The 21,933-nt window shown below is 41.7% G+C and carries 23 protein-coding genes; 10 read left to right on the top strand and 13 right to left on the bottom strand.

Annotated features, from left to right (window positions below; genetic code table 11):
* Positions 1 to 10: 10 nt before the first annotated feature.
* Genes hemN through HFD85_RS14535 form a run of 5 tightly spaced genes read left to right on the top strand, consistent with a single transcriptional unit; the run spans position 11 to position 5,022 of the window.
* Positions 11 to 1,387 (top strand): oxygen-independent coproporphyrinogen III oxidase, encoded by a 1,377-nt coding sequence (gene hemN, locus HFD85_RS14555; protein WP_167611265.1) that lies wholly within the window; start codon positions 11 to 13, stop codon positions 1,385 to 1,387.
* Positions 1,388 to 2,764: a protoporphyrinogen oxidase gene (hemG, locus tag HFD85_RS14550; protein ID WP_206081976.1), complete on the top strand. Its 1,377-nt coding sequence runs from the start codon at positions 1,388 to 1,390 to the stop codon at positions 2,762 to 2,764.
* A gap of 19 nt (positions 2,765 to 2,783) precedes the next feature.
* Positions 2,784 to 3,683 carry an oxygen-dependent coproporphyrinogen oxidase gene (gene hemF / locus HFD85_RS14545; RefSeq protein WP_240925054.1) on the top strand — a complete coding sequence of 300 codons (900 nt, stop codon included), beginning with the start codon at positions 2,784 to 2,786 and terminating at the stop codon, positions 3,681 to 3,683.
* A gap of 5 nt (positions 3,684 to 3,688) precedes the next feature.
* Positions 3,689 to 4,705 (top strand): ferrochelatase, encoded by a 1,017-nt coding sequence (gene hemH / locus HFD85_RS14540; protein WP_167611262.1) that lies wholly within the window; start codon positions 3,689 to 3,691, stop codon positions 4,703 to 4,705.
* Entirely contained in the window at positions 4,705 to 5,022 is a 318-nt protein-coding gene (locus HFD85_RS14535) for a hypothetical protein (RefSeq protein WP_167611259.1), read from the top strand. Before hemH ends, HFD85_RS14535 begins: the two co-directional genes overlap by 1 nt.
* A 5-nt stretch (positions 5,023 to 5,027) precedes the next feature.
* Here HFD85_RS14535 and HFD85_RS14530 read toward each other — a convergent pair whose 3' ends face one another.
* The gene (locus HFD85_RS14530) at positions 5,028 to 6,392 is read right to left on the bottom strand and encodes an NAD-dependent succinate-semialdehyde dehydrogenase (RefSeq protein WP_167611256.1); all 1,365 of its coding nucleotides are present in this window, start codon (positions 6,390 to 6,392) and stop codon (positions 5,028 to 5,030) included.
* Between the two features lie 84 nt (positions 6,393 to 6,476).
* Positions 6,477 to 6,893: an OsmC family protein gene (locus HFD85_RS14525; protein ID WP_167611253.1), complete on the bottom strand. Its 417-nt coding sequence runs from the start codon at positions 6,891 to 6,893 to the stop codon at positions 6,477 to 6,479.
* Positions 6,894 to 7,053: 160 nt separating this feature from the next.
* On the opposite strand from HFD85_RS14525, the gene HFD85_RS14520 reads away from it, so the two are divergent.
* From HFD85_RS14520 to HFD85_RS14510, 3 genes are all read left to right on the top strand, one after another.
* Entirely contained in the window at positions 7,054 to 7,755 is a 702-nt protein-coding gene (locus HFD85_RS14520) for a Crp/Fnr family transcriptional regulator (protein ID WP_167611250.1), read from the top strand.
* 75 nt (positions 7,756 to 7,830) lie between these two features.
* Positions 7,831 to 8,667, top strand: coding sequence for a GNAT family N-acetyltransferase (locus HFD85_RS14515; RefSeq protein ID WP_167611247.1), 837 nt, complete (start codon positions 7,831 to 7,833; stop codon positions 8,665 to 8,667).
* Between the two features lie 2 nt (positions 8,668 to 8,669).
* A complete protein-coding gene (locus HFD85_RS14510) occupies positions 8,670 to 9,029 on the top strand; it encodes a hypothetical protein (protein ID WP_167611244.1) in 360 nt (119 codons plus the stop codon).
* A 69-nt stretch (positions 9,030 to 9,098) separates the two neighbouring features.
* On the opposite strand, the gene HFD85_RS14505 is transcribed toward HFD85_RS14510, so the two are convergent.
* The 5 genes from HFD85_RS14505 to hemW all read right to left on the bottom strand — a co-directional run bounded on the left by HFD85_RS14505 (position 9,099) and on the right by hemW (position 14,639).
* Positions 9,099 to 10,289, bottom strand: a complete 1,191-nt coding sequence (locus HFD85_RS14505) for a murein hydrolase activator EnvC family protein (RefSeq protein WP_167611241.1) — start codon at positions 10,287 to 10,289, stop codon at positions 9,099 to 9,101.
* A gap of 37 nt (positions 10,290 to 10,326) precedes the next feature.
* Positions 10,327 to 11,205 carry a lipoprotein insertase outer membrane protein LolB1 gene (gene lolB1 / locus HFD85_RS14500; RefSeq protein WP_167611239.1) on the bottom strand — a complete coding sequence of 293 codons (879 nt, stop codon included), beginning with the start codon at positions 11,203 to 11,205 and terminating at the stop codon, positions 10,327 to 10,329.
* Positions 11,198 to 12,964: a tetratricopeptide repeat protein gene (locus tag HFD85_RS14495; protein WP_167611237.1), complete on the bottom strand. Its 1,767-nt coding sequence runs from the start codon at positions 12,962 to 12,964 to the stop codon at positions 11,198 to 11,200. The genes lolB1 and HFD85_RS14495 overlap by 8 nt, the downstream gene beginning before the upstream one ends.
* Position 12,965: 1 nt before the next feature.
* Positions 12,966 to 13,400 (bottom strand): dUTP diphosphatase, encoded by a 435-nt coding sequence (dut, locus tag HFD85_RS14490; protein ID WP_167611234.1) that lies wholly within the window; start codon positions 13,398 to 13,400, stop codon positions 12,966 to 12,968.
* Between the two features lie 111 nt (positions 13,401 to 13,511).
* Positions 13,512 to 14,639, bottom strand: coding sequence for a radical SAM family heme chaperone HemW (gene hemW, locus HFD85_RS14485; RefSeq protein WP_167611231.1), 1,128 nt, complete (start codon positions 14,637 to 14,639; stop codon positions 13,512 to 13,514).
* Here hemW and HFD85_RS14480 point away from each other — a divergent pair.
* Positions 14,638 to 15,015 (top strand): VanZ family protein, encoded by a 378-nt coding sequence (locus HFD85_RS14480; protein ID WP_167611228.1) that lies wholly within the window; start codon positions 14,638 to 14,640, stop codon positions 15,013 to 15,015. The genes hemW and HFD85_RS14480 overlap by 2 nt on opposite strands.
* Here the strand turns inward: HFD85_RS14480 and HFD85_RS14475 are convergent.
* From HFD85_RS14475 to HFD85_RS14460, 4 genes are all read right to left on the bottom strand, one after another.
* On the bottom strand, positions 15,012 to 15,455 hold the full coding sequence (locus HFD85_RS14475; protein WP_167611225.1) for an RrF2 family transcriptional regulator: 444 nt from the start codon (positions 15,453 to 15,455) through the stop codon (positions 15,012 to 15,014). The two genes, HFD85_RS14480 and HFD85_RS14475, sit on opposite strands and share 4 nt — an antisense overlap.
* Before the next feature lie 7 nt (positions 15,456 to 15,462).
* Positions 15,463 to 16,833 (bottom strand): lactate utilization protein B, encoded by a 1,371-nt coding sequence (locus HFD85_RS14470; RefSeq protein ID WP_167611222.1) that lies wholly within the window; start codon positions 16,831 to 16,833, stop codon positions 15,463 to 15,465.
* Positions 16,834 to 17,286 carry a ribose 5-phosphate isomerase B gene (gene rpiB, locus HFD85_RS14465; RefSeq protein ID WP_167611219.1) on the bottom strand — a complete coding sequence of 151 codons (453 nt, stop codon included), beginning with the start codon at positions 17,284 to 17,286 and terminating at the stop codon, positions 16,834 to 16,836.
* Between the two features lie 119 nt (positions 17,287 to 17,405).
* Positions 17,406 to 18,884 carry a lipopolysaccharide biosynthesis protein gene (locus HFD85_RS14460; protein ID WP_167611216.1) on the bottom strand — a complete coding sequence of 493 codons (1,479 nt, stop codon included), beginning with the start codon at positions 18,882 to 18,884 and terminating at the stop codon, positions 17,406 to 17,408.
* Positions 18,885 to 19,080: 196 nt separating this feature from the next.
* Here HFD85_RS14460 and HFD85_RS14455 point away from each other — a divergent pair, with 196 nt between their 5' ends.
* On the top strand, positions 19,081 to 20,157 hold the full coding sequence (locus HFD85_RS14455; RefSeq protein WP_167611213.1) for a glutaminyl-peptide cyclotransferase: 1,077 nt from the start codon (positions 19,081 to 19,083) through the stop codon (positions 20,155 to 20,157).
* Between the two features lie 86 nt (positions 20,158 to 20,243).
* On the opposite strand, the gene ruvB is transcribed toward HFD85_RS14455, so the two are convergent.
* Positions 20,244 to 21,266, bottom strand: coding sequence for a Holliday junction branch migration DNA helicase RuvB (gene ruvB, locus HFD85_RS14450; protein WP_167611210.1), 1,023 nt, complete (start codon positions 21,264 to 21,266; stop codon positions 20,244 to 20,246).
* Positions 21,267 to 21,638: a response regulator gene (locus tag HFD85_RS14445; protein ID WP_167611207.1), complete on the bottom strand. Its 372-nt coding sequence runs from the start codon at positions 21,636 to 21,638 to the stop codon at positions 21,267 to 21,269.
* Positions 21,639 to 21,933: the final 295 nt, after the last annotated feature.

Raw genomic sequence — 21,933 nt, 5'->3', positions numbered from 1 at the left:
CAGCAGGAAAATGATTGACAACAAACTACTTCAGAAATACAACAATCCCGTTCCGCGTTACACGAGTTATCCGCCCGCGAATTTCTTTACCGAAGAATTTTCGCAGGACGATTTCCGAAAGGCGCTGACCGAATCGAACGATTACGATCCGCAAAATATCTCCTTCTATTTTCACATTCCGTTTTGCAAACAGATCTGCTATTTCTGCGGATGTAATCACTACGGGATCAGCAACGACCACATTATCGAGGATTATATCAAGGCGCTGAAAGTGGAGATCAAAACCATGATCAGCCACATCGATAAAAGTCGGCCAATTTCGCAGATCCATTACGGAGGAGGAACGCCAAACGCTATTCCGGTGGAGTATTTGCAGGAAATTAACGAGATTTTGTTTTCAGAATTCGGTACCATCGAACAACCCGAAATTGCTATCGAGTGTAATCCTGCCTACCTCACATTGGAACAAATGGAAGGCTTGAAAAAAGCCGGATTCAAGCGCTTCAGCCTTGGTATTCAGGATTTCGACACCGACGTTTTGAAGGCAGTAAACCGCGAAAAACCGGGCATGCCGGTGAAGGAAATTATGGATTACCTGAAAGACGGCGATCCTGAAGTAGCAATCAATCTCGATTTTATTTACGGCCTGCCCAAACAAAGTGCAGCCGGTTTCTCAAAGGCGATAGAACAAGCCATCGAACTGAAACCCGATCGATTGGTGACATTTTCGTACGCTCACGTTCCGTGGGTGAGCCCGATCCAGAAAAAGCTGGAAAAGGTTGGTCTGCCCGAAAGCGATGAGAAAATGCGCATGTTCGAGAATGGATTCCAGCTGCTCACGCAAAACGGTTACCAGGCAATTGGTTTCGACCATTTCGCGCTCGAAAATGATGAACTGGCACAAGCTTATCAGCATAAAAAACTGCACCGGAATTTCCAGGGTTATTGCACCCGCCGCACCACCGGACAGGTTTATGCGCTCGGAGTTACTTCCATCAGCCAACTGAGCACGGTGTATGCACAAAACACCAAGAAACTTTCTGACTACATCGAACAAGCCGGAAAAGGCGAAATTCCAATCATGAAAGGCTATCGTTTGAGCAAAGAGCAGATGGTGATTCGCGAGGTGATCAACGAACTGATGTGCAACGAACAGATTATTTGGAACGAGATAGGGCATCGTTTTAATCTTTCAGGAGAAGAAGTAAAGAAAACCGTTGTTTACGACACCGCTAAACTTCAGGAATTTGAAGCCGACGGACTGATCAAGCTCTCGGATGAAAAACTGGAAGTGACCGATGAAGGGCTGATACTCATTCGTAATGTTGCTGCTTCTTTTGATCCGCTGTTACAAAATACCACGAAAACCTTCTCAAAATCAGTATAAATGAGCTCAGTTATCGAAAAAGATATCGTCGTTATTGGTGCGGGATTAACAGGTTTAACCCTGGCTTTTTACCTGAAAAAACACAATAAAGATGTGCTGGTTATAGAAAAGTCGAACCGAACCGGAGGCGTAATTCACACCGAAAATGAAAACGGTTTTGTGTATGAAACAGGCCCGAATACGGGTGTTGTTGGCAATCCGGAAGTGGCTGAACTTTTCGAAGACCTGGAAGGACTTTGTACGTTTGAAGGCGCCGATCCGAGTGCAAAACGGCGATTGATTTGGAAGGGCAATAAATGGCACGCCATTCCTTCAGGATTGATTTCGGCAATCGGCACCCCGCTTTTTACGCTAAAAGACAAATTCCGTGTGCTTGGCGAACCTTTTCGGAAACCGGGCACTAATCCTGAAGAAACATTGACTGATTTTGTAAAAAGAAGACTCGGCGTCAGTTTTCTGAATTATGCGGTTGATCCTTTTATTTCGGGAGTTTATGCCGGAAACACCGATTACCTGATTCCGAAATATGCCTTGCCAAAATTGTACGCACTTGAGCAAAATTACGGCAGTTTTATTCGTGGATCGATGCAGAAAGCAAAGGAAAAAAAGAACGATCCGCGTTTGCAAAAGGCAACCAAAGAGGTTTTCTCTGCCAAAGGAGGATTGGGAAAACTGATTGACGCCCTCACCCAAAAAGTAGGGAACGAAAATATTCTTCTCAACGCCAAAAATACAAGCGTTTCTCCTGAAAAAGCAGGCTTTAAAATAACAACAACCCTTAACGGGGAAAGTGTTGAAATCAACGCCAAAAAAGTAGTAACTACAGCCGGGGCCTATGCACTTCCAGCTGTTTTACCTTTTCTTGAAAAAGCAGAAAAAGAGCCTTTCGAAGCGCTGAAATATGCTTCGGTTGTGCAGGCGATTGTTGGTTTTAAAAGCTGGAAAGGCATGTCGTTAAAAGCTTTTGGCGGATTGGTGCCAAGTCGCGAGAACAAAAAAATACTGGGTGCGTTATTTACTTCGTCGTTCTTTGTTCAGCGCGCTCCTGAAGGCGGAACAGTGATTTCGGTATTTATGGGCGGAACCAGGCGGCCGGAGATTTATGAAATGAGTGATCCTGAAATTCATTCCTTACTCGAAACTCAGGCCAAGGAAATGCTAGAAATACCCGATTTCAAACCCGATCTGTTAAAGATTTTCAGGTATAAACATGCCATTCCTCAATACGGATTGGATTCGAAGCAACGCTTTGAAACGATCAATAAGCTGCAGGAAAAATATCCGGGATTGTACCTGGCCGGCAATATCCGCGACGGAATTGGAATGGCCGACCGCATAAAACAGGCACGAACGCTGGCCGAAGAACTGGCTAAGTAAAATAGAAACAGACAGAATATTGGAGAAAATTAAGGAAATCGCAGCAACCTTTTCGGAGTTGCAGGGACAAATTTGCCGCGTGCTGGAAGCAGCAGACGGGAAAGGAAGTTTTGGTAAAACAGCGTGGAAAAAGGATATTGGTGGCGGCGTAACACGCGTTATTGAAAATGGCCGGATCATTGAAAAAGGAGCTGTAAATTTCTCTTTTGTTCAGGGAGATTTCAGTGAAAAGATGGAAAGCATCCTTGGCGAAAAAGCCGGGAAATATGCAGCCACAGGCATTTCTTCCATTTTGCACGCCGAAAATCCGTGGGTACCAACCATACACATGAACGTGCGGTATTTTGCACTCGATAACGGCGTTTCGTGGTTTGGCGGCGGCATCGACCTCACTCCTTCGATTATTGTTCCGAAAGAAGCACAGCGCTTTCATCAGCATTTGAAAGAAATCTGCGACAGTTTTCATCCCGATTTTTACCCTGATTTTAAGAAATGGGCCGACGATTATTATTATCTTCCCCATCGTGACGAGACGCGTGGCGTGGGTGGTATTTTCTTCGATCGCTTAAAACCCGATGATAAATACCCTTTTGACGTTCTTTTAGGATTTGTAGCAGCACAGGCAGCAGCCTACCCTGAGATTTATGCTGAATTGATGAAAAACCACGAAAAACAGTATTCGGAACGTGAAAAGGAGTGGCAGAATTTACGCCGTGGAAGGTATGTTGAATTCAACCTGCTAAATGACCGGGGTACAAAATTCGGGCTTGAATCGAATGGAAACACCGAATCGATTTTGGTGAGTATGCCGGCCAACGCTTCATGGAAATACAATTATGAACCGGAAATAGGATCGTTTGAAGCGAACACGCTGAACCGTTTGAAAAAAGGTATCAACTGGATTGATAACATAGATTAATAAAGATGAAGACAGCTATACTTTTGTTGAATGTAGGAAGTCCGGACGCACCGACAGTACCTGCCGTCCGTCGCTACCTCACACAATTTTTGAATGATAAGCGGGTGATCGATCTGCCGTGGTTATTGCGTAAATTTCTGGTCAACGCGATTATTATCCCTTTCAGGGTAAAAAATTCAACAAAATTATACCTGCGCTTGTGGACAAAAAAAGGTTCGCCACTGATTTATCTTACCGAAGAATTAAGGGCAAAACTGGAGCAAAAGCAAAAGGACGGCGACAAGGTTTTTGCAGCCATGCGCTATGGAAATCCGAGCATAAAAAAGGCACTTAAAGAAATTAAGAGCGAGGGTTTCAAAAAAATCATTTTGGTGCCGCTTTTCCCGCAACATGCCATGTCGACTACCGAAACAGCTGTTGCTGCGGCTGAGAAGAGAATTAAAAAGCTCGGCATTAAAGCAGAAGTTAAAAGCGTTGAGCAGTTTTACGATCATCCAAAGTTTCTTGAGTCGTTTGTGAAACAGGGACAGAAATACGATCTATCGAAATATGATCATGTGATCTTTTCCTACCACGGATTGCCGAACCGGCACATCGAAAAATGCCATCCGGGAATCAATTTAGCAGTATGTAACTGCACCACCGCCGGCATACCCGAACATGGTAAAAAGTGCTACCGGGCAACCTCGTATGAAACTTCGCGTTTGCTCGCCAAGCAACTCAATTTAAAACCGGAAGACTATACCGTATCTTATCAATCCAGACTATCGAAAAATTGGCTGACTCCGTTTACTGATGTAACGCTGGATGAGAAATTAAAAGAAGGCAAAAAGAAAATTTTGGTGTTTGCACCTTCATTTGTAACCGATTGTCTGGAAACTACGCTTGAAATTGGCGTGGAATACGGCGATGAATTTTACAAAAACGGTGGCGAAAAATTGCAGTTGGTGGAAAGCCTGAATGCCGAAGACCACTGGGTGGAAGCATTAAACGAAATCATAAAAGATCAAACAACTGCCTGATGCTTCTCCAGTTCAAACTTCAATTAATAAATGAAGCTACTGCAAATGAATTGTGGTGGCGGGTATTAATTACCTGCATTGCAACTTTTCTGGTAAACCTGCCTTTTGGTTATATGCGGGGTAGTTTTCGAAAGTTATCTTTCTGGTGGTTTGTATTTATTCACGCACCGGTACCATTGATCATACTCATCCGCAAATTTCACGATTTGAAACTTACCTGGACACTGGCTCCCTTTCTGTTGGGTAGCTTTTTCCTGGGGCAGTTTGTGGGAAGAAAAATGTATGCGAAATATCCGCTTTGGAAGAACAAAAAATAAACGATTTACTTCACCACCACGGTTTTTATATTCATAAATTCTTTGATGCCCTGTTCGGCCAGTTCGCGGCCAAAACCGCTGGTTTTTATGCCACCAAAAGGTAAGCGCGGATCCGACTTCACAAAATCATTTACAAAACAGGCACCGGCTTCAAGTTCAATTTCGGCAATATGTTCTCCCCTTTTTAAATTGCGGGTAAAAACAGCTGCCCCCAGTCCGAAAACGGTGTCATTGGCCACCTGAATGGCTTCCTTAACATCTTTTACCTTTATCACCGATGCTACCGGGCCAAACAGTTCTTCATCGTAAGCCGGCATTCCGGGCTGTACATTTTCCAATATGGTAGGCGGGTAGTATGCACCTTCACGATGCGGAATTTCGCCACCAATGATCACTTCCGCACCCTTTGCAACCGAATCAACTACCTGCTGATGCAATTCATCGCGAAGATCAGTGCGTGCCAACGGTCCGATTGTCGATTCCTCATCTGTTGGATCACCAAAATCGGCTGTAGCCATTTCGTGTGTAAACACCTCCAGAAAATGGGCATAAACTTTTTCTTCAACAATAAATCGTTTGGCGCCGATACAACTTTGACCGGCATTCAGCAAACGGCCGGCAGCACATTTTTTAGCCGCTCTGTCAATGTCTGCATCCTCAAGGATCAGGTACGGATCGCTGCCACCAAGCTCCAGCACACATTTTTTAAGTTCGGCGCCCGCAAGTGCGGCCACACTTTTCCCTGCCGGTGTCGATCCGGTTAAACTAACAGCTTTTACAGCTTTATGCTGAATAACTTTTGCTACCTGTTTACTGCTTATCAATAATGTTCGACACACGTTCTCGGGGAAACCGGCTTCGCGGAAAATCTCTTCGATGGCCATGGCACAGCCTGGTACATTACTGGCATGTTTTAAAACTGCTGTGTTTCCGGCCATTAAGGTTGGTGCGGCAAAACGAAAAACCTGCCAAAACGGAAAATTCCACGGCATGATCGCTAATATAGTTCCTAATGGTTGGTACGAAACGTATGATTTTGTAGCCTCCGTGGCTATCGGTTCATTTTCAAGAAATGCTTCAGCATTCGCTGCGTAGTACTCACACACCCAGGCACACTTTTCAACCTCGGCAATTCCTTCGCGCTTTACCTTTCCCATCTCCAGCGCCATCAGCATGGCCAGTTCTTCTTTTTTCGATTTAAGCAGACTTGCCAAATTTTGCATCAACTGCCCACGAAACATAAACGATGTGCTTCGCCAGTGATGTCCGATTTTATCAACCGAATTCACGATTTTTTCGACGCCTTCATCAGAATGTGATTCATAGGTTTTGACAACCTCGCCGGTTGCCGGGTTTATCGACCGTAGCATAAAATGAATTTTTGTACTTTAAAAGTACAAAAAAAGCAACCTTCACCGAAGATTGCTTTCATTTTATTCTGCTAATAAAGACTGCTACTCAACAATACGAATTTCAGTTTCCATTTCCATGGCTTTTTTGTAAACAGCAGTAACCCCACAGTATTTTTCTTCCGAAAGTTTAACTGCTTTTTCCAGTTTATCATACGGCAGGTCTTTACCTTTAAACTGATAAATCACTTTCATTTTGTCGTAATGTTTCGGATGTTCTTCGGTAACATCGGCCTCAACAATAACATTGAAAGCTTCAGGTACCACCTTCATTTTCTTGAGGATCATAATTACATCAACACCGGTACAGCCGGCCAGTGCCGACAACATTAATTTTTTGGGACGCGGACCTAAATCACTGCCACCTGCTTCTTCTGTGGCATCAACAACAACTTTGTGACCATCCATGTCGGCTTCAAAAGCCACTTTATCGGTCCACGACATATCTACTACATGTTTCATAACATCCTTATTTAAAATAGTTTTCAATTATTTTGCAGTGCAAATATACAACATCTAAGTATCTATATAAATAGTTTTTTCAATAATGCGGATAATTGTATTTTTGCAGTTTAAATGCGTGTAAGAGTTTGATTTGATAATTTGAAATATAAGCCTGAATATGAGAAGTGCAATTAAAAGGCCAACAGAAACAGAAACGGATTTAAGTGGATTCCAGTTGTTCAAGAAACTTACTGAAGATGAGTTTAGTCGCCTGAATTACGAAAAGACTTGTTCTGTATATAAAAAAGGTACCATTATCTATCGTGAAGGCAGCCGCCTGACTGGATTTTTCTGTGTAACCAAAGGTATTGTTAAGATATTTAAAACCGGGATTGACGGAAAGGAACAGATTATCCGTTTTGCCAAAAAAGGAGAAATTATTGCCTACCGTTCGCTGTTAAGCCAGGAGCTGGCCTGCACCACGGCCAAGGTAATCGATGAAGCTGCCTTGTGCCACATCCCGTATCAAACGCTGTTGTACCTGATTCAAAGTAACTGGCAATTCTCGCACCACATGTTGCAGATTGTTTGCCGCGAATTGCGCGAAGCCAACGATTACATTACCGACATTGCGCAAAAAACCGTGCGCGAACGTTTGGCCGAAGTGCTTTTATTGCTCAAAGAAAACTTTGAACTCGATAACCAAAATACACTGCAGATTTCGCTTACACGCGAAGAACTGGCCAACATGGTGGGAACCGCTACTGAATCTGTTATTCGTTTGTTATCCGAATTTAAAAGCGATAAACTGATTGAATTGCAGGGACGAAAGATCAAGTTCCTGGATATTCCAACACTTACCCGGGTAGCCAATTTGTAAAATCGAAAATAGTATTGAGAACCGGCTTTTATGCCGGTTTTTTTGTACACCAAAATAGCTGCTAAACCTTCAATTATGATCTTTAAAACCATTGAAAACCTGAGTATCCCTGACATCGCACAACTTTTTAATGAAGCTTTTGCCGATTATTTTGTTAAAGTTGAACTCACTCCTGAGTTACTTCAAGCCAAAATTGATTCGGAAGATTTACGTACTGATCTTTCTGTGGGCCTTTTCCACAACGAAAAACCGGTTGCTTTTATGCTGCACGGTCTGCGTGAAACCGACGGGAAAAAAGTGGCCTACAATGGCGGAACAGGAGTTATTAAGGAGTTTCGGGGGCAGCATGCTACGGTAAAAATGTACGAAAAGCAGCTTTCAATTCTGAAGGAAATAGGTGTTGATGAAATTGAACTGGAGGTGATTGATAAAAATATTCAGGCCATAAAATCCTACGAAAAGGCTGGTTTTCGGAAAACGGCTGATCTGGATTGCTTTCTGGGAAAACCAAATGAACCAGCGAAAAATAGTGGACTGAGGATTCAGCAAATCCAAAGCCTCGACCACCAGCTTTTTCAATCGTTTTGGGAGTGGCGGCCAAGCTGGCAAAACGCTACTGCAACTATTGAAAAACTGACCGACAGCATTACTTACGGTGCTTTTATCGGTGATGAACTTGCAGGCTATTTAACGGCCTATCCGAAACGAGCACGGGTCCTGCAATTTGCAGTCGCACCAAACTATCGTCGTCAGGGAATTGGAAGCAGTTTATTTCACTATTTTGCCGATACTGTTTCGGGCGAAATCAACGTTAATAACATTGATGATCCCAGCCAAACCACACAACGTTTTTTGAAGGCAATTGGATTAAAACATTTTCTGACCCAAAATAAAATGACATTAAAACTATAATCATGAAACGCATGAAACTCTTTGGAATACAAATGAACCGTCGCACCTTCATCCGTTGGAAAATTTACATCGACCGAGCAAGAATGTACATTGGTTACATCAGCTTTGTGATGATCGCCTTTATGTTCCTAAACGATTTTAAGGACGAGACCATCCGGCATTTTCTGGATGAGAACAAACTGGTGACTTACCCCGTGATGATGGTGGTTTTCATGCTGTTTTCACTGGTTCTGGGCCGGCTCGACACCAAGCTGGGTCTTCGCCGCGAAGAAATGCGGAATGCCGCTACTGAAAATCCGGTTACAATGGAGATGCTTCAGAACATTAAGGAGATTAATGTAAAGCTTGACGAACGAAAGTAAAAAAGTAATTATACTTTACACCGCCCTGAAGGGCGGTGCAATAAATATCTCATTTACAGTCGTGTAGCTCTATTTCACGATCCAGTCTTCCGGATCCATTTTCTGGCTTTCCTGCCAGATCTGAAATTTAAGGATGGATTTACCGTCGTCGTCGTAATCGGTGTAAACAGTTCCTATATCCTGCTTGGTGTCTACCAGATCGCCCTTTTTTACCACTACTTCGCGCAGGTTCGAATAAACCGTTAGAAACGCACCGTGACGGATAATTACTGCTGTATTACCGCCGGAAATTCCAAACACACGACTGACTTCACCTTTAAAAACTGCCCGTACTTTTGACCCAATTTCGGTAGCAATGTTTACGCCGTTGTTGCGCACCTGCACATTGGTAAGCACCGGGTGTTGATGCACACCAAAGCGTTCCACGATTACGCCCCGCTCAACCGGCCACGGCAGGCGGTGTTTGTTCTGCTCAAAATTATCGCCAATCAGTTTTTGTTCGGGCGTGAGTGCATAGCCGGGTTCGCCGTTAGCCCTGTTTTTACGGGCTTCTTCTTCAATAATCCATTGGATCTCCTGTTCGAGCTGTAATTCTATTTTTCGTTGTTGCCGCAGTGTTTGCTGCAAATTTCGCTTCTGATCGGCCAGTTTTTGCAACTCGGTATCCTGCTGTCCTTTTTCTCCGGCCAGCATGCGGTATTCCTGACGGGTTTGATCCACCAGCGTCTGTTTGTCCTCTTTTCTTTCCTCCAGCTTTTTAATGTTGTCGTTCAGGACCGAGCTCACCTCGCCAATAATTTCACCCTGATCTTTCCGGTACTGAGAGTAACGCCTGAAATAAAGCAAACGCCGGTAAGCCTGGTTAAAACTTTCGGCCGACAGCAAAAACAACAGTTCGTTATTCACGTCCCTATTTTTGTATGCCAACCTGATCATTCCCGCGTATTCTTCACGAAGCTGCTGAAGGTCGTTTTGAAGCATTTCTATCGACAGTTCGCTGTTTTGGATACACTGGTCGTAAATCACAATTTCATCGCTTAATGTCGAAATAAGACGTGTTCTCTGGTTGATCTGGTTATTCAGCAAACGGAGTTTATTCAGCGATGTTTTTTCACTCTGTTGGGTTTCTTCAAGCAAACGGGTAGTGTATTCGATTTCAGCCTGAGTTTCCTGCTTTTGTTTTTGCAGGTCAGAAATCGACTGAGTCAGCCCCAGAAGCGGCAGAATCAACAAAATAATCGTGGTGAAATAAACTCGCATCCGTTCTCGGTTTCCACGAAAGTAAAGTAATTCGGAGTTATTTTACCTGAATCTCTTCGTATTTTTCAGGAATTTTAATGGAGAAAGAAGTAATTTCTTCGGTTGAAAAACCGCTCATGCGGATCTTCATTTGGATTTGTTCTTCGGCCGAAAGAAATTCCATATCTATTTCACCGGGATATTCTTTGCCATCCACCTCGGTAAAATCGTTAAAGCCCATAAAGATGTTACGGTTGTTGGTTTTATCCTGAATGTTGAGCTGCGTTAGTGAAAAATTCCGTGGTTCGAAAAACATCTTCTGTAAAATCAGTGCTTCATCATCCAGACGTTTTAAACGGCGTTCGATTTTTTGCGGCCGTTTGTCGTCTAATTTGTAGATTTTTCGAGTCTTTTCCGATTGCAGCACATATTTCCCGTTTTCAACAAACGAATCGAAAGTTTTGTAATCGTCGCGCGGATCGTTTCTGTACGAAAATGCATTATTTGAAATGATGGATTGTACGGTTTTAAAATCAACATCCATGTTCAGGAAATCGCTGATAAAACTGTAATCACCAACAAAATAATTGTGGTCGATGTAATTCACATAAATCACAGAGTCGGGAGTCAGCAAAACCCGGCCAACCGGAATATTCAGTTTACTGATCGACACCAGAATTTTTTCGTCTTTGCGGGCTTTTAAATTAATTCGGAACGATGCTTTCGACTGCCTGCTTGAATACTGGCAATTGATTTTGCGAATGGTAAGATCCTCATAATCGAAGGCGTTTTGTTCGATGTTTTTGAGTAGTTTGTTCGTGTTCATGGGCTTTACATTCGCAACAGCCAATTCTTTTGGTGCCCGACACGAACTCACCAAAACAAGGATCGCCACTATAAAAAGTAACGGAAAACGAACAGAAAAACGCTTATTCATTTGGATCTGCTATGTATTTCCCTTCCTTGATTTTCCGATGCAAAACTTCGGAATTTCCACCATTCGACTTTGCCTTTTCCCAATACGACTTGGCTTCATCGAGCTTTTGAAGCATAAACAAAATATCGCCATAATGCTCGAGCAGCGTCGGATTGTCTTCTCCCCCATTTTTAATGGCCGATTCCATGTAAAATTTGGCCAGCTTGTAATCTCCTTTTTTGAAGAGTACCCAGGCGTGTGTATCGAGGTAAGTACCGTTGTCGGGAAAACGTTCAACCACTTTGCCACTCATGCGTTCGGCCTTATCGAGGTCTTTTCCTTCGAGCGAAAGATAATACGCGTAGTTATTGAGCGTCAGGTAATTTTCGGGATCGATTTCGACGGCTTTGTCAAACAATTTAAATGCCTCGTCTTTTTTATTTTGCTTGTAAACGGCCTCGCCTTTTAACATCAGGAAATTACCCTCGAGCTGTGGATTCTGAACTACAAAGTCGAGTCCTTCATCTACAACTTCAACTGTTTCTTCAAACTTTTCGAGCTGAACACAGGCAATGGCTTTAAAGAAATAACCCTGCGGCTGGTTCGGAAACAGATCGATAATATCGCCGGTATGCGAATACAAACTCTCCCAGTCCTGCAGATCGTTATCGATAAACATCAAACGCTCCCAAACAACATAGTCGTTGCGTTCAATATCCAGCGATTTTAAGAGCTGAACGCGTGCTTCGGCCAATTCGTTTTTCTTGATCAGGTTTTCGGCGTAAATGGTGTGCACCAGCGCTTCATCAGCATGGTGTTCCAAAAGAATCTGAATCAGTTCCACCTGCTGCGAATCGGTCAGGGTTGAACGTGCCGAGGTAAGCATCATGTACAACTGCAATTTGGTTTGAATGTCGACATAATCGCTTTTGAAGCCTTCTTTGGTTTCTTCAAACGATTTCCCGGTATCACCATTTTCCAGGTAATAGTTGGCCAGCGAAAAATGTACAAAACCATTTTCGGGATCCAGCTCCTGTATCTTTTTGTAATATTTCAGTGCATTTTCCGAATCACCCTGACTCTGGTACAAATCGGCCAGCAATCCGTAATATTTGGCATCTTCCGGATTACTGTCGATCAGCTTCTGAATTTCAGCAAAAGCTTTATCAATTTCTCCTGTCGATACGTAAATCTGTTGCTTGGCTACCGAAATCTGTTCATTGATACCGGTTTCCTTTTCCATTTTATTGTAGGTGGCAATGGCCTCGTCGTAGCGTTGAGCACTGGCCAGAAAAGCCGCCTTCATGTAAATGTATTCCAGGTTATCAGGTTCTTTCCGAAGCAATTCATCGTAAAGATCGGCTGCTTCCGAATATTTTCGTGATTGCTGGTAAATCTGGGCCAGCAAAAGTTTGTACCACTTGTTATCCGGATTTAAACTGATCGCTTTTTCGAGCAAAAGTGATGCACTGGTAAAATCGTTATTAACAGCATGAATATTGGCCAGCTCGTACATGGCTGCCGACGAATTCGGATCGATTTCCAAACAGCTCGACAACAACTGGATGGCCTTTTGCGGATTGCCAAACATTTTTTGTTTCAGCGCCTCCACAAAAAGGTATTCAAACTCTTTTTGTTGTTGCTCGGCTAAATCGTCGACGGGTATTTCCACCGCCGCTTTGGCCACTTCCTGTTCTGTAATTTGTTTTGGTCCCGAACATGAAACTGCCACTGCTAAAAACAGTGCACTTCCTATTCCCGTAATTATATTTTTCTTCATCTTAATTTTTACCGGTGTGGCCAAAGCCTCCGGCTCCCCTTTCTGTTTCTTCGAGCACTTCTACCAAATCCCATTTCACTTTCTCGTGGGCGGCTATAACCATCTGGCAAATGCGTTCACCGTGTTCTATAACAAAATCTTCCTTCGACAGGTTGATAAGAATGACTCCAATTTCGCCACGATAATCGGCATCGATGGTTCCGGGAGTATTTAAAACTGTAATTCCCTTTTTCAAGGCCAGGCCACTTCTGGGTCGAATTTGAGCTTCGTAACCTTCAGGCAACTCAATGAACAATCCGGTGGGTACCAAAACCCGCTCCAGAGATTTCAAAGTTATCGCCTCTTCAAGATTGGCTCTTAAATCCATACCAGCCGAATGTACTGTGCTGTACGCCGGCAATTCATTTTTCGACTTGTTTACAATTTTTACCTGCATTCAATCTGTTTTTTAAAAAAGAACCGCTAAGATAAATAAATAATGCCGTTGAGCGAACCCGTTAACAATAATTTAGAAAATTGAAACCGAATTCAACTGATTGGTTAACAATCAAATAATCATCAGCTCGCTCATGATCTCGTCGGATACAAAAAGTCCTTCTTTCGATAGCAAAACAATTTCATTGTCAATACGGACGAGACCGGTGTTTTTATATTTTTCGAGTTGCTGCAGCAAATGGCTGTGAATTTCGGAACCAAATTTCTGATTAACATCGCTTAGCGACACTCCCCATTTTGTTCTGATTCGGGTAATAATGTACTCGTTGTAATGATCTTTATCGCTCAGAATTTCTTCTTCAAAATAATCTGATCCGGCTTCCAGTCCGCGAACATAACTCTCAACATGTGAAAAATTCCAGCGCCGTGATACTTGATTGTAAGAATGTGCCGACGGTCCCAAACCCAGGTATTTTTTCCCCATCCAGTACGAAGAATTGTGGCGGGAGTACAGTTCGTTTCGGGCAAAATTCGAAATTTCATATTGCTCGAATCCTGCCTTTCCCGAGCTTTCTACCAAACTATTAAACTGATTTACACTTTCGTTCTCGCTCAGTTCTTTTAGCGTTCCTTTTTTCAGCCAGGTAAAAAAAGGTGTTCCTTCGTGGTAGGTTAAATGGTAAGCCGAAAGATGTTGAACCGGAAGTTGATATACCCGCTGCAGACTTTCTTCCCACTGTTGATCGCTCAATCCCGGTAATCCGTAAATCAGATCGACACTGATGTTATCGAAGCCGATCTTGGCTGCATTGTTGATGGCTGCTTCGGCCTGGGCGGCATCGTGGCGCCGGTTCATTTTTTTAAGGTGCTCGTTCTGAAATGCCTGAATTCCGACACTCAAACGATTCACGCCGGCGGCTTTTATTTGTTGCAGGTATTCTGTAGTCAGATCGTCGGGGTTGGCCTCAAAAGTGATTTCTGCATCCGGCTCTACCCGGTAATTTTCAGTAATATTTTTGAGAATATTTTCTAGTTCGTCTGCGGTAAGGACCGATGGAGTACCGCCGCCAAAATAGATCGTTTCTATCGCTTCATTATCGAGGTAGTTTTTCCTTAACTTTGCCTCCTCGTTTAAAAGCGTCAGAAATTTTTGCTTCAGCGATGTGTTCACTGTTTTGTAAAAATCGCAGTAATAACATTTCTGCCTGCAAAAAGGAATATGAATATAAATACCTGCCATGAAAATTTCGAACTACTGGAGAATAACCGTTTGGCTACTTATCATGTGTTACCTGCTTTTTATGCCGGCTAATCAGTTGCCCTCCGAACCTTTTTTGAAGATCCCGCATTTTGACAAGATCGTTCATTTTTCGATGTTTTTTATCCTTTGCCTCCTGTTGTTCAGGCCGGTAAAGCTACATACACCCAACTTCTATTTCTGGACACCTTTACTGGCATTTGCGCTTGCCGTTTTGCTCGAATCAGTCCAGCACAAAATATCAGTAAGCCGACACACTGACGTTCTCGATCTACTGGCAAATACAGCAGGATTACTCACCGCAACTGTATTTTTCAGGTTTTTTGTTTCCGGAAAAAAACTGGAAAAACTGGTTTAGAGTTTTACCAGATCTTCGTATTTATCGATGTCTTTACTGATCAATTCCAGATTGGTTTCCTTGTAAAACGACCTGATCTGACCACGAAGAACCTCGTATTGCGCATGCACAGGGCAAAGTGGTTTCGACGGATCATGCGATTTACACGGCTCGAGGCTGATCAGACAGTTAGTAAAAAATTCTTCGCCATCAACTTTGGTAACAATTTCCCACAAGGATATTTCTGATGATTTTTTAGCCAGCGAAAAGCCTCCGTTCGGTCCTTTTGTTGAAACCAAAAGCTTTTGTTTTACCATGTTCTGCAGGATTTTACCTAAAAATGGTGAAGATAATCCCAGGTCTTCAGAAATCTTTTTAATCCCGATCCGCTTATCATCCGTAGAAAATTTTCCAAGATAAATGAGGGCTCTTAATGCGTATTTACAAGTATTTGATAACATAACACAACTATTTATTATTTGTACTCCATTTCTTACTAAACGAATGATCGGCTACCGGGGGAAATTCTTTTTTACTGCCCAGAACATCCCTGTTCAATTTTAAGGCCATATTTTTAGTTTTCCCGCTCAAAAGGTCGAGGTTGTTTCGCTTTTTAAAAGCCCACTCATAAGCTTTCATTCCCGTATTCCAGGAAAAAGAGCCACCTCCTTTTTCGATGCTCATTTTACGGTTGAGCAACAATAATTTATGCAACGGTATTTTTACCGGACACACTTCGCTGCAGGCACCACACAAAGAACTGGCAAAACTTAAATGATCGTAGGCATCAAACCCTTTCATAAAAGGTGTGATTACTGAACCGATCGGGCCGCTGTAGGTGGTGTTGTAGGCGTATCCGCCAATATTTTTATAGATGGGGCAGGCATTTAAACATGCTCCGCAGCGCAGGCATTTCAAGGCCTCGTAATGTTCTTCCTGGTTCGCAATTTTGGTTCGGTTATTATCGAGCAGAACCACGAACATTTTTTCAGGTCCACTGGTTTCATTTTCGCGTTTCGGCCCGGTAAGCAGCGAATTGTACACCGTTACCTGCTGGCCGGTACCGAGTGCCGACAACAAGGGAAAAAACAAAGGCAAATCGTTTACCGACGGAATGATCTTTTCAATTCCGGTAATGGCAATGTGCACTTTCGGAAAAGAAATCGACATCAGTCCGTTTCCCTCATTTTCAGTTAGCGCCACTCCCCCAACATCGGCTACCAAAAAGTTTGAACCGGTTACACCAACTTCGGCCGAGGTGAATTTTTTACGCAACACCTGGCGCACAAAAGCCGTGAGTTCTTCCGGAGTAGAATTTTCCGGTGTGTTGAATTTTGAATGGAAAAGTTCGGCCACATCTTCTTTCGATTTGTGCATGGCCGGTGTGAGAATATGATACGGCTTTTCGCCTGCTACCTGAACAATAAATTCGCCCAGATCGGTTTCAACTGGTTCAAAACCTGAATGCTCAAGATTTTCGTTAAGTTCGATCTCTTCCGAGATCATCGATTTACTTTTTACCAGAAGTTTGGCGTCAACAGCATGTAAAACCTTGATAATTTCATCAACAGCTTCTTTGCTGTCGCGAGCCCAGATAACTTCAATTCCGTTATTTTGTGCGTTGCGCTCAAATTCTTCGAGGTAGTTTGCCAGGTGGACAACAATTTTTCCTTTTAAATAGGAAGCCCGCTCCTTGGCCAGTTCCATATTTCTGTAACGAAGTTTACCTTTTGCAACAGCTTCGTCGTACTTTGAAATATTAAAATTTAAAGTCTGCCGATGCTTTTTGTCAAATGCAATTTTTGAATCTTCAAGAAATATGTCTTTTAATTCGGCCATTTATTCATGTACAGGAATCTGGTCAACTCTGCGGGCGTGTCTTCCACCTTCGAAATCAGTATTTAAGAAAACGTCTACGATGGCAATGGCTTCTTCGTCGCTGATAAAACGACTTGGAATGGCACAAACATTTGCATTGTTGTGTTCGCGTGCCAGTTTAGCAATATCAGTATTCCAGCAAACTCCCGAACGTACGCCCTGGTGTTTATTGGCCGCAATACTTATTCCCTGTCCGCTTCCACAAAAAGTAATTCCTATTTTATATTCGCCACTTTCGATGGCATTACCCATTTTATGGGCATACACCGGGTAATCCACACTTTCTTCACTGTAACTTCCAAGGTCTTCGTATGGAATGTTCTTTTCTTCGAGGTATTTTTTTATGACTTGTTTTTTGCTGAAGCCTGCATGATCGCTTGCAAGTGCTATAACGTTAGGTTTTGTATCCTTCATAATATCACAAATTTAATACTTTTTCATATTTATCTCATTCATTCCTAAACTTTCGTGGGATAATTAACGTTAGTCAGAAATTGGAATGACATAACTTTCTATCTAATAGCAATTTAATTCTATCTTTTATGAACAAATAATTTTTTGAGTTCCCGCTTTTCAAAGCTAAAAATACTAAAAAGAAAAATGCCCATAAAAATAGTATGTAAGGCGTATTTTAATGTTAAACTCAACGCCTCGGTATAGAATGAAAAGAAATAAAGCACAAGGGCTAAAGCAAAATAAATTGCAATACGCTTCAGATCGTAGGGAACCGGGTAGAATTTCTGACCCAGAACATACGAAATAATCATCATGACGAAAAAGCAGGAGAACACGGCAATTGCTGATCCCATGTAACCAATTTTCGGAATCAAAATTATATTTAAAACCAGTGTAATAGCGGCTCCAATGAGTGCCATATAAGCACCATAGCGGGTTTTATCGGTAAGCTTGTACCACAGCGATAATGTGAAATAAATTCCAAAAAACAGGTTCGCCATTAATATGAGAGGAACCACCGTAAAACCTTGTTCATATTCAACAGGAATAATCAGTTTTATCACATCGATATACAACATCATTCCTAAAAAAATGAGCAGGCCGAATATTACAAAATACTTCATAATAGTGGCATGCATGGTTTTATCGTCTGATACTTTTGCCTGCGAAAAGAAAAATGGCTCGAAGGCATACCTGAAAGCCTGAATAAACATGTTCATTAAAACGGCAATTTTTACACCTGCCCCGTAAATTCCAAGTTGTTGCATCGGATTTTCAGTTTCAGGTATTAAAAATGGCAGGAGAATTTTGTCGATATTCTGGTTTACCATTCCTGCCAATCCAACAATTAATATTGGAAACGAATAACTTAACATGTTAATAAGAAGTTTTCTATCGAACTTCAAACTAATTCTGAAAATTTCAGGTAACAACAACAGCAGGGTAACCAGTGAAGCCAGTAAATTCGAAATAAAAACATAACCAACTCCTATATCTGCAGAATAGACAAAATGCACTATTGAATGTGGATTGTTGTCTAAAATTTTCGGGCATAACAGCAGAAAAAACAAATTAAATCCAATATTAAAACCGATGTTTATCAGTTTAATCATTGCGAATTTAAGTGGACGATTATTCAATCTTAAGCGTGCAAACGGAATGGCAGTAAATGCATCGATTGCCAGAATTATAGCAAGCCAAAATATGTATTCGGGATGGTTGGAGTACTGAATTAAATTGGCCAGCGACTGTTTAAAAACTACCACCATAAATAAAAACAGCGAGGAAGTAAAAAATAAGGAAATGAGCGAGGTAGAATACACCTTTTCGGGTTCGCTGCTTTTCGAGGCAAAACGAAAATACCCGGTTTCCATTCCATAGGTTAGAAACACCATAAAAAATGCGACATAGGAATACAAATTGGTTACAATTCCGTATTCTGCAGGAGCAAATAACGACACGTACAGCGGCATCAGCCACCAGTTTAAAAAACGGCCGACAATGCTGCTCATTCCGTAAAGCACCGTGTCGCTTGCTAATCGCTTAAATGAATTCAATTGGGTATAATTTTAAAGCAAAGATAAAATTCATTCTTTTACAATATCGCTCTCATTTTGTAACTCACTAAAAACGCCGAATATTTTCTTTATGCAGGTTAAAAATATTTTTTTTTAATGATTTAAAAGAAGCGGCACCATTCACTTACGTCAAAACGTTTATAGTTATATCTTTGAATATCCTAAAATTATAGTGATGAAACGCGTTTTTTTTCCGATAGTACTGGTATTGAGTCTGATTGTTATCTTTTTTTCGTGTTCAAGCAAATCGACCAAACGTCCCCGAAAACCGGTTAGTTCAATCAGTATTGAACCCTCTAAAAATCAATTTGTTTACGGCGAAAAAATTACTGCTGAAGTTCAAACACAATTGAAAGACGGTGAAATAAAATCTATCGATTTACTATATGAAAGCGAAACACTGAAAAGTACAAAGGAACTCAGTTTTAAAGTAGAAAATATAGAACTGAATAAACTGGGCAGCACTAAACTGGTAGCAAATGCCGAAAAAACTGACGGACTTAAAAACACGCGTACAAAAATCATCACTGTTGTTTCTGATGTTGAACCACAGCAAATGAGTTACCAGGTTGTCAACAATTATCCGCACCTTAAAACTTCGTATACCCAGGGACTTGAAGTTTATAATGGTTATTTGTATGAAGGAACGGGTGAAAACGGACACTCAAAACTTATGAAAGTGGATATACAGACTGGTAAACCTGTTCAGTCCATTGATTTGGAAGACAAGTATTTTGGCGAAGGAATAACCATTTTGAACAACAAAATTTACCAGCTTACCTATCGTGCTAAAAAAGGTTTTGTTTACGATCTGGAAAGCTTTACCAAAGTGGATAGTTTTCAATTCGCTTCAGAGCAGGGTTGGGGATTGACCAACGACGGAACTAACCTGATAATGAGCGATGGAACGCATGTTATTACCTGGCTCGATCCAACAGATTTTTCAGTGATTAAGAAAATACAAGTTGCTGATGATAAAAATCTGATGGCAAATTTGAATGAACTTGAATACATCGACGGAATTATTTATGCCAATATTTATACTACCAATCTGATTGTAAAAATTGACGCTTCAACCGGAAAAATCTTAGAGGAAATCGATTTGTCCGGCATCATCGATCTGTACCACCGCAATGGTGAACGGATTGATTACCTGAACGGTATTGCCTACGACAAGCAAACTGACAGGATTTTTGTAACCGGAAAACTGTACCCGCGCTTATTTGAGGTAAAGTTTGTGGAAAAGAATTAAGCAAAGTTCTTATGCTGAATTGCATTCAAATCAACAATCCTTAATCCCTGCCCGGCATGCTTTAGCTGCCGGGGATATTCATCCTTCTAAAAAAGGGTAGGGGAATCGCCGTATTTAACGCGTCCTAAATGTTTATAAGCCAATTCAGTAGCTTCTCTTCCGCGGGGAGTTCGTTTTATAAATCCTTCCTTAATCAGAAAAGGTTCGTACACTTCTTCAATGGTTCCGGCATCTTCGCCAACTGCCGTTGCAATGGTTGTTATTCCAACCGGGCCACCTTTAAATTTATCAATAATCGAAGTCAGGATGCGGTTGTCCATTTCATCCAAACCGTGTTTATCGATATTTAAAGCCGAAAGTGCATGACGCGTAATTTTTATATCGATACTGCCATCGCCTTTAACCTGGGCAAAATCGCGCACGCGACGCAACAATGAATTTACAATACGTGGCGTTCCGCGACTTCGGAGTGCAATTTCACTTGCAGCTTCTTCGGTAATTTCAACATTTAAAATACCGGCCGAACGTTTAACGATTTGCGTAAGGATATCGGCGTCGTAATACTCGAGATGGGAGTTGATACCAAAACGGGCACGAAGAGGCGATGTAAGCAATCCTGAGCGTGTTGTAGCACCAATTAAAGTAAAGGGATGCAATTCGAGCTGAACAGAACGGGCGCTTGGTCCTTTATCGATCATAATATCGATCCGGAAATCTTCCATTGCCGAATACAAATATTCTTCAACAATGGGAGAGAGGCGGTGAATTTCGTCGATAAAAAGTACGTCGCTTTCTTCCAGGTTTGTTAATAAACCGGCCAAATCGCCTGGTTTATCCAGTACCGGACCCGATGTGATTTTTATTCCCACACCAAGTTCGTTGGCAATAATATTCGAAAGTGTTGTTTTTCCCAGTCCTGGTGGGCCGTGCAACAGCACATGATCGAGTGCTTCACCACGCATTTTAGCCGCCTGTACAAAAATCTCAAGGTTTTCAACAATCTGTTTTTGCCCCCTGAAATCTTTGAATTCCAAGGGTCGCAAACGCTTATCCAGTTCCCGCTCGGTTTCGGTATACGATTCTCCTCTTATGTCCAGATTTTCATCCATCTAATCAATAAATAACCTGATTTTTTCAATCAGTTGTTCAGCAGTAAAGGGTTTCGATAAGTATTCGTTCATTCCGACCTGGAAACATTTTTCGCGATCGTTATCCAACGTATTTGCTGTAATTGCAATGATAGGCACTTCTTTTTCAATACCGGCCGATTTTTCAAACTTTCTTATTTCGCTGGTAATTTCATACCCGTTCATTCCCGGAAGCATCAGATCCATCAATACCAGGCTATAATTTCCGGTTTTGATTTCATTCAGTGCTTCTATTCCGTCGCGTACGGCAGTTACCGAGTAGTTGTACTTTTTGAGGTTAAAAGAAACTACTTTCTGGTTTAAAATATTGTCTTCAACTAAAAGGATGTCCAAAATATCTACATCTATATTTATTATTCTTAAAACAAATATAAAAACTAATGTTGTTTATTATATCCTGTTAATAGTTGTTGAATAGTTTTTGTTACCAATTTTGAGTTCGAAATTAACGCAGTTCTTAAACGGTTTTTAACACCTTGCATTTGTCTTAATTCATTGTAAAATAAAAGTATACTAATTGTTACCAACATCTGTTAATTTCTAGTGTTTATAAGGGTTTCAAGATATGAACCTGTGTAAACACTGTTAAAAGATCGGCATCAAAAAATTGTTTTCATAACAATTCAAA

Origin of the sequence: Maribellus sediminis (genome assembly GCF_011799805.1) — a bacterium.
GTDB lineage: Bacteria > Bacteroidota > Bacteroidia > Bacteroidales > Prolixibacteraceae > Draconibacterium > Draconibacterium sediminis_A.
This window is presented reverse-complemented; position numbering and strand designations above follow the sequence as displayed.

Bases quoted from the DNA above. Each gene is read 5' to 3' on its own strand.
- HFD85_RS14495 (WP_167611237.1), bottom strand. From the start codon at position 12,964: ATGAAGAAAAATATAATTACGGGAATAGGAAGTGCACTGTTTTTAGCA.
- HFD85_RS14525 (WP_167611253.1), bottom strand. From the start codon at position 6,893: ATGAAACATGTAGTAGATATGTCGTGGACCGATAAAGTGGCTTTTGAA.
- HFD85_RS14455 (WP_167611213.1), top strand. From the start codon at position 19,081: ATGAAACGCGTTTTTTTTCCGATAGTACTGGTATTGAGTCTGATTGTT.
- hemW (WP_167611231.1), bottom strand. From the start codon at position 14,639: ATGGCAGGTATTTATATTCATATTCCTTTTTGCAGGCAGAAATGTTAT.
- hemG (WP_206081976.1), top strand. From the start codon at position 1,388: ATGAGCTCAGTTATCGAAAAAGATATCGTCGTTATTGGTGCGGGATTA.
- HFD85_RS14515 (WP_167611247.1), top strand. From the start codon at position 7,831: ATGATCTTTAAAACCATTGAAAACCTGAGTATCCCTGACATCGCACAA.
- HFD85_RS14510 (WP_167611244.1), top strand. From the start codon at position 8,670: ATGAAACGCATGAAACTCTTTGGAATACAAATGAACCGTCGCACCTTC.
- HFD85_RS14530 (WP_167611256.1), bottom strand. From the start codon at position 6,392: ATGCTACGGTCGATAAACCCGGCAACCGGCGAGGTTGTCAAAACCTAT.
- hemN (WP_167611265.1), top strand. From the start codon at position 11: ATGATTGACAACAAACTACTTCAGAAATACAACAATCCCGTTCCGCGT.
- dut (WP_167611234.1), bottom strand. From the start codon at position 13,400: ATGCAGGTAAAAATTGTAAACAAGTCGAAAAATGAATTGCCGGCGTAC.
- HFD85_RS14470 (WP_167611222.1), bottom strand. From the start codon at position 16,833: ATGGCCGAATTAAAAGACATATTTCTTGAAGATTCAAAAATTGCATTT.
- HFD85_RS14505 (WP_167611241.1), bottom strand. From the start codon at position 10,289: ATGCGAGTTTATTTCACCACGATTATTTTGTTGATTCTGCCGCTTCTG.
- hemH (WP_167611262.1), top strand. From the start codon at position 3,689: ATGAAGACAGCTATACTTTTGTTGAATGTAGGAAGTCCGGACGCACCG.
- HFD85_RS14535 (WP_167611259.1), top strand. From the start codon at position 4,705: ATGCTTCTCCAGTTCAAACTTCAATTAATAAATGAAGCTACTGCAAAT.
- ruvB (WP_167611210.1), bottom strand. From the start codon at position 21,266: ATGGATGAAAATCTGGACATAAGAGGAGAATCGTATACCGAAACCGAG.
- rpiB (WP_167611219.1), bottom strand. From the start codon at position 17,286: ATGAAGGATACAAAACCTAACGTTATAGCACTTGCAAGCGATCATGCA.
- HFD85_RS14480 (WP_167611228.1), top strand. From the start codon at position 14,638: ATGAAAATTTCGAACTACTGGAGAATAACCGTTTGGCTACTTATCATG.
- lolB1 (WP_167611239.1), bottom strand. From the start codon at position 11,205: ATGAATAAGCGTTTTTCTGTTCGTTTTCCGTTACTTTTTATAGTGGCG.
- HFD85_RS14475 (WP_167611225.1), bottom strand. From the start codon at position 15,455: ATGTTATCAAATACTTGTAAATACGCATTAAGAGCCCTCATTTATCTT.
- HFD85_RS14520 (WP_167611250.1), top strand. From the start codon at position 7,054: ATGAGAAGTGCAATTAAAAGGCCAACAGAAACAGAAACGGATTTAAGT.